Source organism: Bacillus cereus group sp. N24 (assembly GCF_016483345.1).
In the GTDB taxonomy this organism is placed as follows: Bacteria; Bacillota; Bacilli; order Bacillales; family Bacillaceae_G; genus Bacillus_A; species Bacillus_A toyonensis.
The window spans coordinates 49617-63970 of record NZ_JAEHCA010000021.1; the positions used below are offsets into that span (position 1 = coordinate 49617).

The window sequence follows — 14354 nt, forward strand, 5'->3', positions numbered from 1 at the left end:
TTTTTGTATAAAGAGAGGATACCCTCTTTATACGTATTTCTTTCATACTGAAAGCTTTAAAGGGAGGGATTTCGTGACACATTTGTTAGAGACGAAAAATCTTTGTGTATCTTTTGGTGACCATCATGTTATTAAAGATGTTAATTTAACGGTACAAAAGGGAAAGCTCATTTCAATTATTGGACCGAACGGTGCCGGCAAGACAACGTTATTTAACTTACTAAGTGGACAAATTTCTCCGACGAAAGGTGAAGTGTATTTTAAAGGAAAAGAGATTACAAAATTATCGATTTCAGACCGAACAAGATTAGGAATCGGGCGCTCTTTTCAGCTTACAAATATATTCCCAGAGTTAACGGTACTTGAAAATGTACGTTTAAGTGTTCAATCATTCGTGCAAGATTATTACAGTTTTTTCCCGAATGTAGCTAAGTTAAAGCAGCAAACTGGAGAGGCGAGACGTCTTTTAAAAACAGTGCTACTTCATGAGAAAGAGGGAGTATTAGCAAAAGATTTAGCTCACGGGGAAAAAAGAAAGTTAGAGCTTGCTATGTTATTAGCATTAAAGACAGATGTATTACTGCTTGATGAGCCAACTGCGGGTATTTCAGTTGAGGAAGTTCCGGCTATTTTACAAGTGATTGAAAATATTAAAAAACATCCAGAGAGCACAATCGTACTCATCGAACACAAGATGGATATGGTACTAGGTTTGTCGGACCATCTTATCGTTTTATTTCATGGCGAGTTATTAGCGGAAGGGTTACCAGAAGAAATGATGAAAGATGAGCGTGTACAAAGTGCTTATTTAGGGGGATTATATAGTGGCTCTATTACAAGTGAATAATATAGAGACGTATTTAGATCAGTTTCATATTTTACAAGGGGTATCACTCACTGTTGAGAAAGGGACGATTACTGTACTGTTTGGAAGAAACGGGGCGGGAAAAACAACAACGTTGCGATCGGTTATGGGATTTCATCGGATAGCAAATGGTGAGATTTATTATGATAGTACGCAAGTCAATGGATTATCTACACATTTAATTTCAAGAAAAGGAATAGGCTATGTACCAGAAAATCAAGGGATTTTTCATGATTTAACAGTAGAAGAGACGTTCGCACTTGCGAGTGGAAAAGGAGAAGAAGTTGACGAGAAAATAGATTGGATGCTCGAGCTATTTCCTGATTTAAAGCAGTTTTGGAATAAGAAAAGTGGGCTTTTAAGCGGGGGACAAAAACAAATGTTGGCTATTTCAAGAGCGTTTATTAATAGTGATGGACTATTGCTTATTGACGAGCCAAGTAAGGGGCTATCACCAATTATGATAGAAAAATTAATGGTAGCAATTTTGAAAATGAAGGAGAAAACGACTGTTTTACTTGTTGAACAAAATTTTATGATGGCTAGTCAAATCGGTGATTATTTTTACATTATGGATAATGGGCGTATTGTGCATAAAGGTTTTATGAATGAACTGCGAGAGGATAAAGAAACATGTCATAAATATTTAGGTATTTCTTAACATTGATACGGGGGGATAGAACGTGGATGTGTTAATAAACTTATTTGTAAACGGCGTTTCAACAGGGATGCTTATTTTTTTATTAGCATCAGGTCTTTCACTTATTTTCGGCCTAATGAGCGTTTTAAACTTTGCACATGGTGGTTTATTTGCATGGGGAGCTTTTACAGGCGTTTGGTTATTTAATATGACAGGTAGTTATGTATTAGCGTTAGTTGGAGCAGTTGCTATGGGAATGTTGCTTGGTTTTATATTAGAACGATTTCTTATTAGGCCAGTGTATGGAAACCATGTTCGCCAGCTACTCGTTACACTCGGAGGAATGCTCGTTCTTAGTGAGTGTATAAAAATATTTTGGGGACCGAATCCAATTAGTGCAAAGTTACCGATATGGTTACAAGGTAGCTATACATTTGGAGGGGTTATATTAATAAAATACCGGTTGTTCGTTATTTTAGTTGGGATACTAATTTACATTGCTCTACTATTACTACTCAAAAAAACAAAGATAGGTCTTATGATCCGCGCTGGTGTAATGGATAAGGAGATGGTTCAAGCACTCGGCATTAACGTGAAAGCTATATTTTCGTTCGTCTTTCTATTAGGAGCAGGAATGGCAGCGTTAGGTGGATTCTTATTTGCACCATATTCAGGCGTTGTTTTCGCCGAAATGGGTATGCAATATGCAATTTTAGCTTTCATTGTAGTAATAATTGGAGGGTTAGGTAGCGTCCAAGGTTCAGCTATCGCTTCTTTAATCGTCGGATTAGCCGGAGCTTTTACAGCATATTTCATGCCAGATTTATCACTTGCAATCAATATGTTAATGTTACTGTTTTTCTTAATAGTGAAGCCAACTGGACTTGTTGGTGAAAAGGGGTGAAATGGTGAACAACACATCGAATCGAATTAAAGTATACTTTGGAGTATTTATGCTTATTTGTTTAAGTGTATTTCCGTTCGTAAATGATTCACGGAGCTTGTTAATTTTGTTCACTCAAATCTTCATCTTTGCTATTTTTGCAATGAGTTTTGATATATTGCTTGGTTATACAGGAATTGTATCGTTCGGCCACTGTATGTTCTTTGGAATAGGAGCATATGGGGTAGCACTTTTATTCGATCGGCAAGGTGTATCAATAACAAACTTTTTCATAGGTATAATAGCGGCAATTATCGTTTCAGCAATCGTTAGTTATATAATCGGCTTGCTTTCTTTACGGTTGAAAAGTCATTTTTATGCAATGTTAACGCTCGCTATTTCACAGTTGTTTTTCGTACTTGCTGAAAAATGGCGTGGGCTAACTCACGGAGGAGATGGATTTACATTTGGAGTACCAGAAATATTCCGTGATCGTTTTACATTTTATTATGTAACGTTTATATGTTTAATCAATATTTTCATTTTGCTACGTCTTTTCACAAAATCTTCAATTGGGAAAGTATTAAAGGCAATTTCACAAAATGAACAACGAGTTGAAGCACTTGGGTATAAAGTTCTTCATTATAAAATTATCGCAAGTGTAGTGGCAGGAATAGTTGCAGCGATTAGCGGTGGTCTATTCGTCATCACATTACGCTTTGTAAATACGACTGTATTTTCAATTGAAATGACGTTAAATGCATTATTGATGACAATGATTGGAGGAGTTGGAACGTTAATCGGAGCCATTGCAGGAGCTGGTATCATTGAATCACTAAAATATTATTTATCAGAATTAGCGACGGAGTATCCGATTTTTGAAAGATGGACGATTATTCTAGGGTTATTGTATATAATCGTGTTACTAGTTTTTCCGAAAGGGTTAGTTGGAACGGTTAAGCAGTTGAAGAGTGTTAAAAGGAGTAAGAAGGAGAAAAGCGCAGGTGTGGAGCAGAACGTGTGAAAAATCAATTGTATATAAAAAAAATCCCTCTTTTATATACGTTCAAGAGGGATTTTTATTTTGAAAAAAGTTTGTAAACAAAGTCATTCTATTACTCAAATAGTTCATCAGGGGTATGCTTAATAAAGTTTCGATTCGTAAAAAAATGAACAGCTAATTTCTCTATTGGAACATTTTCAATTGTTACTAACTTATCATTTTTAATCGGTAAAAAAGCTATCCCATTTCCCTCAACGATAAATTCTTCCATAAGCGAATAAGAATCTAACTGTTGAAGTTGGCGCTGAGATAGATTGTTTTCTTTTAAAAATTGTATTGTCTTATTTCTAAAAGGGCACTTCTTGTCATTACTAACGAAGAAAAGTTCTTTTGAATAGTCAATGGTACACTTTTCTTTCGCTTTTAATAAACCTACAGAAATTGAAGTGGTGAATACTTTTTTAAACGCTGCGTCAGGATAATCCTCATAAGTTATGACCATATCAACTTTTTGGTGCTGTAATAGTGTTTGTAAGTGGCTACTACTTTCAATGTATAGTTGGTAACTCCTAAAATTTTCTTTAATGCGCATACTTAAATAATTTGTCAAAATAGATTGTGATGTCGCAATTACATAAGAAGAACCACTCGTTTTAATTTCATTTTTAGCTTCTTCTAACAGAGTTAATATTTTATTCGTGTAGTCTAATAAAATGTCACCAGAAGGTAACAATGAAACACCTTTGTTATCTCTATGTAGTAATGGCGTTTCTAACTCTTGTTCTAATTTTTTTATTCGCTCCGTTACATTCGGTTGCACATAACCTAGCTCTTTAGCAGCTTTACTAATAGAGCCTTCATTCGCTACAGTTTTAAATATGATAAGATCATTTATTTCCATTCATTTCAGCCCCTTATACGGTATCATTATAAATGATACCAAACATAATTTATACCTATTTTACGTTAGTTAGCCATCGGTTTATCATTATGTATATAAGATTGAAAGTGAGTGATAAACATGATTGGAATGCAATATAAGGTCATTTTGCCAAAGGATTATGATATGAGGATTATTAGAGAAAGGGTAAAAAAGAATGGTCATAAAACAGATGGTTTTCAAGAGTTGAATTTTAAGGCTTATTTAATTGCTGAGGCAGGTAAGGACGGGAATTTCTATAATTGCTATGCACCTTTATATATTTGGAATGGTCATGAAGGGATGAATAAATTTATCTTTGAAGGGTATTACGATAATATTTTACAATCGTTCGGGTGGCAACAAATAAATATAGGTGTTCCATTCGTTGTTAATGTAAGTAATGACTTTAGAAAAAGTAGATATGTTGTTGAATATGTAGGGAGTATTTCTCAAAATAAATCGCTGATTGAGACGCGATTAAATAAAAATGTGCAAAACATAGAAAAATGTTTAGGCAATGTAATCGTATATAATCTGGATAAGTGGGGATATAGTCAATTTAGTTTTTATAATGAAAAGCCTGAAATAGATGTAATGGACAATGTTACTATTTATGAAATTCTACACATTTCACGATGATATTTTGTTGAATGTTAAATTAAGAAAAATAAATCAAATGGAAAGCTAACAGTAACGATAATATAGTGAGATGTTTTTTAACTTTACCCCTTGCTTTATTATCACTTGCGTAGTAAAGTGATAATAAGATAAACGCTAGGAAGTGATAAAACATGCGTGATAATACGATAGGATCGTTAATATGGTTACGTTTAATACGATTTACGAATCAAAGTAATCAAATGTCAAATGAATTTTTAAAACGGTTTGATTTAACGACAGCCCAATTTGATGTCCTTTTGCAAATACGGACATACCAGCCGTTGACACAAATGGAGTTAGCTGAAAAGGTTACTGTTACGCAAGGCGGTATTTCTCGAATGTTAACTCGTCTTGAAAAAGAAGGATATATTGTACGAAAGCAAGATTGGAAAACGAAAACCATTAGTCTTACAGAGCAAGGGGAAGCAGCTTTAGAAAAAGCATTGCCAGAGCAACTTGCATTTCAATCATCATTTTTTGATGATGTATTGAACGAGGAAGAACAGAAAATACTATACGAGTTAATGACAAAAGTTCATAAGCATAGTGAAAAAAAAGAATTACCGCAAGAGTAATTTTTTTTACAGAATCAATTGACTAATCAAGTGATAAAAGGAGGAAGCTTTATGTATACAATTCCAGGACACCACCACATTTCTATGGTGACAAAAAATGCGAAAACGAATAATGATTTTTATCGAGATGTTTTAGGACTACGACGAGTGAAAAAGACAGTCAATCAAGATAATCCTTTTATGTATCATTTGTTTTACGGGGATTTGACAGGTAGTGCAGGGACTGAACTATCATTTTTTGAAATGCCGAATGTTGGGAGAACAATTCATGGTACGAATGCGATAACACAAATAGGATTACTCGTACCTTCAATAGAGAGCCTTACATTTTGGCAGGAGCGTTTTAAATCACTTCAAGTGACACATGGAGAAATTACAACATATGCCAAGCGAGATGCACTGCATTTTGAAGATCCAGACGGTCTCCGCTTAGTACTGTTAAATAATAACGGTGAAGAAGTACCAGAATATTGGACTGCATGGAATGAATCTTCTGTAAAGCAAAATCATCGTATTTTAGGCATGGGTACAGTTGAAATGACTGTAAGGGACTTAAATAAATTATCAAAAACGTTAACAGATTTGTTTGGGTATAAAGAAGTATCTCTCTCTGAGGGTGAAGGGATATATCAATCTGTCTTAGGTCAGTCTTTCGGAGAAATTTTAGTGAAAGAGCAAGAGGGAGAAAATGAAAGACCTGGAAAGGGAAGTATTCATCATGTAGCAATTCGTGTGAAAAATGATGAAGAGCTAAACTATTGGAATGAAGCAGTGAAAGAAAAAGGTTTTGAAACGACGGGGATTATTGATCGTTTTTACTTTAAAAGTTTATATTTCCGTGAACCGAATGGGATTTTATTTGAAATTGCGACTGACGGACCAGGTTTTACTATAGATTCAGCAGTTGAAGAATTAGGAAAAGAACTTGATTTACCACCATTTTTAGAAGAGAGAAGACAAGAGATAGAAGAGAAGTTAATACCACTTGATTAAGGGAGAGAGCAACTATGGAAAAATATCGTATGGATACAAGTAAAGGAATTGAGTTTGGATTATATTCAATTGGGGATCATATTTTAAATCCACATAATGGAGAGAAAATTACTCCAGAGAAAAGAATTCATGAACTAATTGAAACAGCTAAGTTAGCAGATGAAGCCGGACTTGATGTGTTTGCTGTCGGTGAAAGCCATCAAACGCATTTTACAACGCAAGCACATACAGTTATTTTAGGAGCTATTGCGCAAGCAACGAAAAATATAAAAATTGCAAGTTCAGCAACGATATTAAGTACATCAGATCCAGTTCGAGTATATGAAGACTTTGCAACAATTGATTTAATTTCTAATGGCCGTGCTGAAGTCGTAGCTGGTCGAGGATCTCGTATTGGAGGATATAGTTTACTTGGTTATGATGTAAATGATTATGAAGAGCTATTTGAGGAGAAGATGGATCTTTTATTAAAGATTAATAAAGAGGAACATGTCACATGGAATGGGCAGTTCAGAGCACCACTTGAGCACGCTTCGATTATTCCAAGAGCTAAAAATAATAACTTACCAATTTGGCGTGCTGTAGGTGGTCCGCCAGCAAGTGCGATTAAAGCAGGACGCGCAGGTGTTCCAATGATGATAACAACACTTGGCGGACCAGCTATTAATTTTAAAGTTTCAGTAGATGCTTATCGTGAGGCGGCTGCGCAAAATGGATTTGATCCAGCGAGTTTACCGATTGCAACAACGAGTTTATTCTATACAGCAGAAAATTCACAAGATGCGCTTAGTGAATATTATCCCCATATTAATGCTGGAATGATTGCATTGCGTGGTGGTGGGTATCCGAAGCAACAATTTACAAATGCGTTAGATTACCGTGATGCGTTAATGATTGGTAGCCCGCAGCAAATCATTGAAAAAATGCTTTATCAATATGATTTGTTCGGACAGCAACGTTTTATGGCACAAATTGATTTCGGCGGTGTACCATTTGATAAAATTGAGAAAAACATTGAATTAATTGCTACTGAAATTTTACCAGCTGTTAGAAAACATACAGCGAAATAATTTAAAAATACCGAGAATCCATTGGATTCTCGGTATTTTTTCTGTATTTATCTCGCTATTAGCGGGAAGTAAAAAATCCCACCTCAAAATTAGGCTGAAGCAAAGAGGTTACATCGTCCATAAACGCTTGATTGGCGAGGGCTAATAATCAGTGGGGGATGAACAAATCCCCCACTGATTAAAGTTTCACTTTATTTCGTTTGAAAAAATGACAAAGAAATGAATTTTTAGTTTAGAGAGAAGAGACTTATTTTCTATTTTTGAATAGCAAAATGATAGGATTGAATTTAGGGAATTCATTTTTCTCTTGACAAAAATCTAGCGTTTTTTCTGGTTAGTTTCAAGGACATTTTTTGGAATAAAAGTCAAGTGTACAAAGAGGGAGGGGATATTTTTATTGATAAAAGAGTAAGTCTTACATTCGAAAAATACATTTTAATAACGTGAAAAATATAATTCAAAAAAATACCAAAAGACATATTTCAGACAAAATGATGTCAATAATACGTCAAAAATCATCTGAATTTATTATGTAAGTATATTATACAATTCGATTAACGAATCAAAACACTACAGAAATAGTGAAAAGATAAAAAATAGCATTGCAATAGTTTGAAAAACTGAAATTTTGCATTTTTCGACAATACATACAAGATGTTTTTGTCTTTTCGCATTTCTTAATAATTGAGTTTTTTAAGATTGCTCAATTAATTTTAATTATAAAAACTATGAAGGAAGTGATTTTAGTATGGAAACGCTCGAATTGGCACGAATACAGTTCGCATCAACAACGATTTTCCATTACTTTTTTGTTCCGCTGTCAATTGGTTTAGCTTTTATTATTGCGATAATGCAAACGTTGTATGTGGTAAAAGGACAAGAAGTATATAAGAAGATGGCGAAGTTTTGGACGCAATTATTCCTTATTAACTTTGCAGTAGGTGTAGTAACAGGTATTTTACAAGAATTTCAGTTTGGTATGAACTGGTCCACATATTCACGTTTCGTAGGTGATGTATTTGGTCCATCACTTGCAATTGAAGGATTACTAGCATTTTTCATTGAGTCTACATTTTTAGGTTTATGGGTATTCGGTGAAGATAAACTACCGAAGCGAATTCACTTATTATGTATTTGGCTCCTGTCAATTGGAACAATGTTATCAGCATTTTGGATTTTAACTGCAAGTGCATTTATGCAGTCACCTGTAGGGTATGAAATGGCAGCAGATGGTCGTGCACAAATGAATGACTTTTTAGCGATTATTCAAAATCCACAATTATGGGTACAGTTCCCGCATACAATTACAGCGGCAATTGCAACAGGTGCATTCTTTATTGCGGGTGTAAGTGCATGGAAAATTACAAAAGGACAAGAAACTGTAGTATTTAAAAAATCGTTCCGAATTTCTATCATTGTTGGAACGATTACAACAGCGCTTGTATTGTTCTTCGGTCATGCACAAGCACAACAATTAATTAAGACACATCCAATGAAAATGGCTGCAGCTGAAGCGCTATGGAATACGAGTGAGGATCCAGCGCCATTTACAGTATTTGCGAAAATTGATACAGAGAAGAAAGAAAATTCATTTGAAATTCAAATCCCTTATATGCTAAGTCTATTGTCGTATGATAAGTTTAGCGGTCAAGTTGAAGGGATGAATCAAATTCAAAAACAATATGAAGAAAAATATGGACCTGGAGATTATATTCCTCCAGTGCATACGATGTTTTGGAGTTTTAGAGCAATGGTAATGAGTGGAACATTCATGTTACTTCTAGGAGCTTACGGATGGTTCTTATCAAGAAAAGATCGTTTAGCTGAAAAAACGTGGTATTTAAAAGTAATGGTGTATGCAATTTCTCTTCCGTTCATTGGTAATACAGTAGGGTGGATTATGACTGAAATGGGTCGTCAGCCTTGGGTAGTATTTGGTGTAATGAAAACAGAAGATGCTGTATCACCCAATGTAACATTCGGTGAAGTACTATTCTCACTTATTTCATTCACATCAATGTATTTAATTATGGGTGGAATTTGTGTGTACTTATTTGTTCGTACTATTAAGGGACATACGAATAAGAAAACGAAAAAGGATTATCAAAGCCATGATCCATTTGATAAGGAGGAAGAGTATGTTATCTCTTAATGAGTTGTGGTTTTTAGTTATTGCAATCTTATTTGTTGGATTCTTCGTACTGGAAGGTTTCGATTTTGGTGTAGGAATGGTTTCAAGGTTTTTAGGAAAGAATGATTTTGAAAAACGAGTTTACTTGAATACAATAGGACCGTTCTGGCACGCGAATGAAGTATGGCTTGTTTGTGCTGGTGGCGCTATGTTTGCGGCATTTCCGCACTGGTATGCAACTTTATTTAGCGGTTTTTATGTTCCCTTTGTATTTATGCTACTTGCTTTAATTTTAAGAGGTGTTTCCTTTAAATTCCGGGCGAAAATAGATAATCATAAATGGAAGAGTGCATGGGATTGGGGTATGTTTATTGGAAGTATGCTACCTCCTATCCTTTGGGGAGTTGCGATTGCAAACTTTATGGTAGGTGTACCTATCGATGAGAGTAAAAATGTTGTAGGTGGATTCTTGCAATTACTTCATCCATTTGCGTTACTTGGAGGAGTAATGTTCCTTCTGCTATGTATTGTTCATGGACTACAATTCCTTACAATACGTACAACGGGTAAATTGAGAGAACGTGCACGAATTGCTGCAATAAAAATTGCACCATTTTCATTAATAACACTTCTTATTTTTGCTGGTATAGGGTTATGGAAAACCGATATTTTCACTGCCCATGGCACAGAATGGATTATGGTACCAATTGGAGCTTTTGTAGCACTATTAGCTTCCACTTTATTAAATAAAAGAAGAAGAGATGGTTGGGCTTTCTTTATGACGAGTTTAACAATCATTTTACTAAGTGCGAGTGTATTTATCGGTATGTTCCCACGTGTTATGATTAGCTCTTTAGGAGCAATGAATGATTTGACAATTTACAATGCAGCATCAGGAGCTTATGCATTAAAACTTATGACTTACTTTGCGATTGCTATTTTGCCTTTCGTTATTGGAAGTCAAATATGGAGTTATTATGTATTTAGACAACCTGTTAAGTCAGACAACGATTTGGAGTACTAATGAAAAGAAAAAGAGGACTTCCGTCTTATCCCGGTAGCCGTATGTTATATGTAGCGTTAACGATTATTAGTATTTTAGAAGCTTTTAGTATTATTGCGCAAACAGTATTTTTAGCGCGAGCTATTACGTTTTTATTTAATGGAGAAACAGTGCAATCTGTATTGAATGAAACTGTTTATTTTGGGGTCATGTTTGCAGCGCGCCACATGTTGGTTCGAATATCACAAATTTTAGTGGAACGTTTCGCTGAAAAAACAGGATCGTTGCTAAGAAAGCAATTAATAGAGGCATATTTCACGTTAGGACCAAGATATGTTCAAACTGTCGGAACAGGTCATCTGGTTACCTTATCGATTGAAGGGATTGAAAAATTTAAAACATATATTGAATTGACAATCCCTAAAATGATTAGAAGTATTATCGTTCCGGGATTAATTGTACTATATGTTTTTACGCTGGATATTAAGTCTGGAATCATTTTAGTTGTAACGATTCCTATTGTAATCATATTTATGATTCTTTTAGGATTAGCAGCGCAGAAAATGGCTGATAGTCAATATGAAACATATCGTGTACTTTCTAATCATTTTGTAGATACGTTAAAAGGGTTAGAAACATTAAAGTATTTAGGGAAAAGTAAACAGCACGAAGGAAAGATTGAAAAGGTTAGTAAAAGATATAGAAAAGCAACGATGCGTACTTTGCGAGTTGCTTTTCTTTCTTCTTTTGCATTAGATTTCTTTACAAGTTTATCAATTGCGTTTGTGGCAGTAGGTTTAGGAATTCGTTTAATAGACGGAACGATTCTTTTATTGCCTGCTCTTACAATATTAATTTTAGCTCCGGAATATTTTCTACCGATTAAGCAAGTTGGAGCGAATTATCATGCTACATTAGATGGCCAACTTGCGATGGAACAAATAGAGGGAATTCTACAGCAACAAAAAGGAATAGAAAAGAAAGCTTTAAATGACGATATAGTATGGAATGCCTCTAGTAGCTTGAAATTACAAGATATCAAAGTTAATAATGTTGAATCTGAAAAGGCTATATTAGAAGGAATTAATTTTACTTGGGAAGGTAACGGTGCTATTGGTGTTATTGGTGAAAGTGGTGCAGGGAAATCGACGTTAATCGACGTATTAGCAGGTTTTTTATCTCCTTCGAGTGGAAAGATGTTAGTAAATGGTGTAGAAGTTGATGGATCTGCTCGTGAAGATTGGCAAAAAAATATTGCTTATATTCCACAGCAACCATATATTTTCCCACTTTCATTAAAAGATAATATTTGTTTCTACGAGACAAATACAACGGATGAAGAAATGAAGAAAGTTATTCATGATGTAGGGCTTAGCTCACTCGTTGCATCCCTTCCGAATGGGATGGATGAAAGAATTGGAGAAGGTGGACGTATGCTTAGTGGCGGACAAGAACAACGTGTCGCTATGGCGCGTGCACTTTTAAGTAAAAAACCAATCATTTTATTAGATGAACCTACGGCGCATCTTGATATTGAAACTGAATTTGAAATAAAGCAATCGATGTTACGTCTGTTTGAAGGTAAGTTAGTATTTCTTGCAACACATCGTCTGCATTGGATGAAACAAATGGATCATATTTTCATTTTAAATAAAGGGAAAATTAAAGAAAGTGGAACGTATGAAGAACTGTTAAAGAAAGAGACATTACATTTTCATAGGGAAGAGAGGGGAGAGAAATGAGTAACTGGATTAAACCTTATATACAGCAAAATAAAGGTAGAATGACTTTAACTATTTTCCTTGGGCTTCTTGGAGTTAGTTCAGGTGCGATGTTACTTTTTATTTCAGGTTATTTGATCTCAAAATCTGCTCTTAGACCAGAAAATGTAATGGCTGTATATGTTCCGATTGTTGCAACACGTGCGTTTAGTATAGGGCAAGCTGTTTTCCATTATATAGAGCGTTTAGTGGGACATGATGTCGTACTACGCATATTAGAACGAATGAGAACGAAACTATACAGAATAGTAGAACCACAGGCGTTATTTTTCCGTTCGCGATTTCAAACGGGTGATGTGTTAGGCGTACTATCCGAAGATATAGAGCATTTGCAAAACCTATATTTACGTACAATATTCCCTAGTATATTAGCACTAGTTGTATATAGCATTTTCGTACTTGTTATCGGTACATTTGACTTCGTATTTGCACTGATTGCTGGTTGTATGTTAGCTATTATCGTTTTTCTTCTTCCATTCGTATCATTACTATTGATGAGGCGACATCATGTTACGTTAAAGCAGGGAAGAAGCCGTTTGTATCAACAACTAACAGATGCAGTCTTTGGATTATCGGATTGGCAGGCAAGTGGTCGAAAAGATGAATTTATTAATGAGTATGTAGAGCAAAATGATCGATTGTTAAAAACAGAGAAGAGATTGAAACGCTGGTATCATATTCGAGACAGTCTCATTCATTTAGTAGTAGGTATTGTAGTTATTTCAATGATTATATGGACTGGGAATGAAGCAGCAAGTGAACAGATTGCACCTACAGTTATCGCGGCCTTCGTATTAATGACTTTATCTGTAACGAATGCGCTTATTCCGATTTCAGATGCCATCGATCGAATCCCATCTTATGTAGAATCTGCTCATCGTCTGAATCGTGTAGAAAGTGATAGTGTTTTACATGATGAAATGGATTTGCATGAAGATAAGGATTACGGTGCACCAAAACATGTAGATATTGAACTGAATCATGTATCGTATAGTTATCCAGACAGTAACGAGACTGTATTAAAAGATATATCGTTACAAATAAAAGCAGGAAAAAAAATTGCCATTTTAGGTAGAAGTGGGACAGGGAAATCTACTTTACTAAAATTGTTAACAGGGGCGTTAAGTCCGGTACATGGACAAGTTTTATTGAATGGTGAACAAGCGCATACGAATCTTTTATCCAAATATATTTCCGTATTAAATCAAAAACCGCATTTGTTCGATACGACAATTGGAAACAATGTGCGAATCGGTAAACCAGAGGCTAATGATGAAGAGATATGGAACGCTTTAGAGAAAGCACAATTAGCTTTGCATATCGCTTCTCTTCCAGATGGATTACAAACAAAAATGCATGAAATGGGGAAGAGATTTTCTGGTGGAGAAAGACAAAGGGTTGCTTTTGCTAGAACGCTTATGCAAGAAGCGCCGATTATTGTACTTGATGAACCTACTATCGGGTTAGATCCAAAGACAGAGTTGTCTTTAATAGAAACAATGTTTTCTGCAACGGAAGAAAATACAGTCATTTGGATTACGCATCATCTTGTAGGAATTGAACATGTAGATGAAGTTATATTCCTTGATCGTGGTCAAATTGTAATGCAAGGAAGTCATGAGCAATTACTTAAAGAAAATGAGAGATATCGTATGCTTTATGAGCTAGATAAAGGAATATAATTTGATTAAGTAGTTATCGTAAAAATAGCTGCACCTTATGGTGTAGCTATTTTTTGTTAAGAAATATATATTCATTTCAACGTATAGATTTATTTGGCTCAATACTGTTTTAGGATGGTAATCATTATGAATGGAAAGCTGTAAAT

13 protein-coding genes are annotated in these 14354 nt (G+C 35.0%); 12 read left to right on the top strand and 1 reads right to left on the bottom strand.

Annotated features, from left to right (window positions below; all coding sequences use genetic code 11):
• Positions 1-73 precede the first annotated feature (73 nt).
• From JDS95_RS23550 to JDS95_RS23565, 4 genes are read left to right on the top strand one after another with little or no spacing between them, the layout of a single operon-like run.
• A complete protein-coding gene (locus JDS95_RS23550; protein ID WP_000149304.1) occupies positions 74-847 on the top strand; it encodes an ABC transporter ATP-binding protein in 774 nt (257 codons plus the stop codon).
• Positions 825-1526: a branched-chain amino acid ABC transporter ATP-binding protein gene (locus JDS95_RS23555; protein ID WP_001196710.1), complete on the top strand. Its 702-nt coding sequence runs from the start codon at positions 825-827 to the stop codon at positions 1524-1526. The genes JDS95_RS23550 and JDS95_RS23555 overlap by 23 nt, the downstream gene beginning before the upstream one ends.
• Positions 1527-1548: 22 nt before the next feature.
• A complete protein-coding gene (locus tag JDS95_RS23560) occupies positions 1549-2409 on the top strand; it encodes a branched-chain amino acid ABC transporter permease (RefSeq protein WP_000382809.1) in 861 nt (286 codons plus the stop codon).
• A gap of 49 nt (positions 2410-2458) precedes the next feature.
• Positions 2459-3412 carry a branched-chain amino acid ABC transporter permease gene (locus JDS95_RS23565; RefSeq protein ID WP_002093784.1) on the top strand — a complete coding sequence of 318 codons (954 nt, stop codon included), beginning with the start codon at positions 2459-2461 and terminating at the stop codon, positions 3410-3412.
• 91 nt (positions 3413-3503) lie between these two features.
• Here the strand turns inward: JDS95_RS23565 and JDS95_RS23570 are convergent, their stop codons facing one another.
• The gene (locus tag JDS95_RS23570) at positions 3504-4292 is read right to left on the bottom strand and encodes a LysR family transcriptional regulator (RefSeq protein WP_000404974.1); all 789 of its coding nucleotides are present in this window, start codon (positions 4290-4292) and stop codon (positions 3504-3506) included.
• Between the two features lie 120 nt (positions 4293-4412).
• On the opposite strand from JDS95_RS23570, the gene JDS95_RS23575 reads away from it, so the two are divergent.
• From JDS95_RS23575 to cydC, 8 genes are all read left to right on the top strand, one after another.
• Complete coding sequence (locus JDS95_RS23575) at positions 4413-4952, top strand: DUF4865 family protein (protein WP_085449915.1); 540 nt, start codon at positions 4413-4415, stop codon at positions 4950-4952.
• A gap of 152 nt (positions 4953-5104) precedes the next feature.
• Positions 5105-5548, top strand: coding sequence for a MarR family winged helix-turn-helix transcriptional regulator (locus JDS95_RS23580; RefSeq protein WP_001205517.1), 444 nt, complete (start codon positions 5105-5107; stop codon positions 5546-5548).
• A gap of 51 nt (positions 5549-5599) precedes the next feature.
• Complete coding sequence (locus tag JDS95_RS23585; RefSeq protein WP_085449914.1) at positions 5600-6541, top strand: ring-cleaving dioxygenase; 942 nt, start codon at positions 5600-5602, stop codon at positions 6539-6541.
• Between the two features lie 14 nt (positions 6542-6555).
• Positions 6556-7611: an LLM class flavin-dependent oxidoreductase gene (locus JDS95_RS23590; protein ID WP_199690812.1), complete on the top strand. Its 1056-nt coding sequence runs from the start codon at positions 6556-6558 to the stop codon at positions 7609-7611.
• 748 nt (positions 7612-8359) lie between these two features.
• Positions 8360-9763, top strand: a complete 1404-nt coding sequence (gene cydA, locus JDS95_RS23595; protein ID WP_000448866.1) for a cytochrome ubiquinol oxidase subunit I — start codon at positions 8360-8362, stop codon at positions 9761-9763.
• Entirely contained in the window at positions 9750-10766 is a 1017-nt protein-coding gene (gene cydB / locus JDS95_RS23600) for a cytochrome d ubiquinol oxidase subunit II (RefSeq protein ID WP_000950090.1), read from the top strand. The genes cydA and cydB overlap by 14 nt, the downstream gene beginning before the upstream one ends.
• Entirely contained in the window at positions 10766-12487 is a 1722-nt protein-coding gene (gene cydD, locus JDS95_RS23605) for a thiol reductant ABC exporter subunit CydD (protein ID WP_144467152.1), read from the top strand. Before cydB ends, cydD begins: the two co-directional genes overlap by 1 nt.
• Positions 12484-14208 carry a thiol reductant ABC exporter subunit CydC gene (cydC, locus tag JDS95_RS23610; protein WP_070173034.1) on the top strand — a complete coding sequence of 575 codons (1725 nt, stop codon included), beginning with the start codon at positions 12484-12486 and terminating at the stop codon, positions 14206-14208. The genes cydD and cydC overlap by 4 nt, the downstream gene beginning before the upstream one ends.
• Positions 14209-14354: the final 146 nt, after the last annotated feature.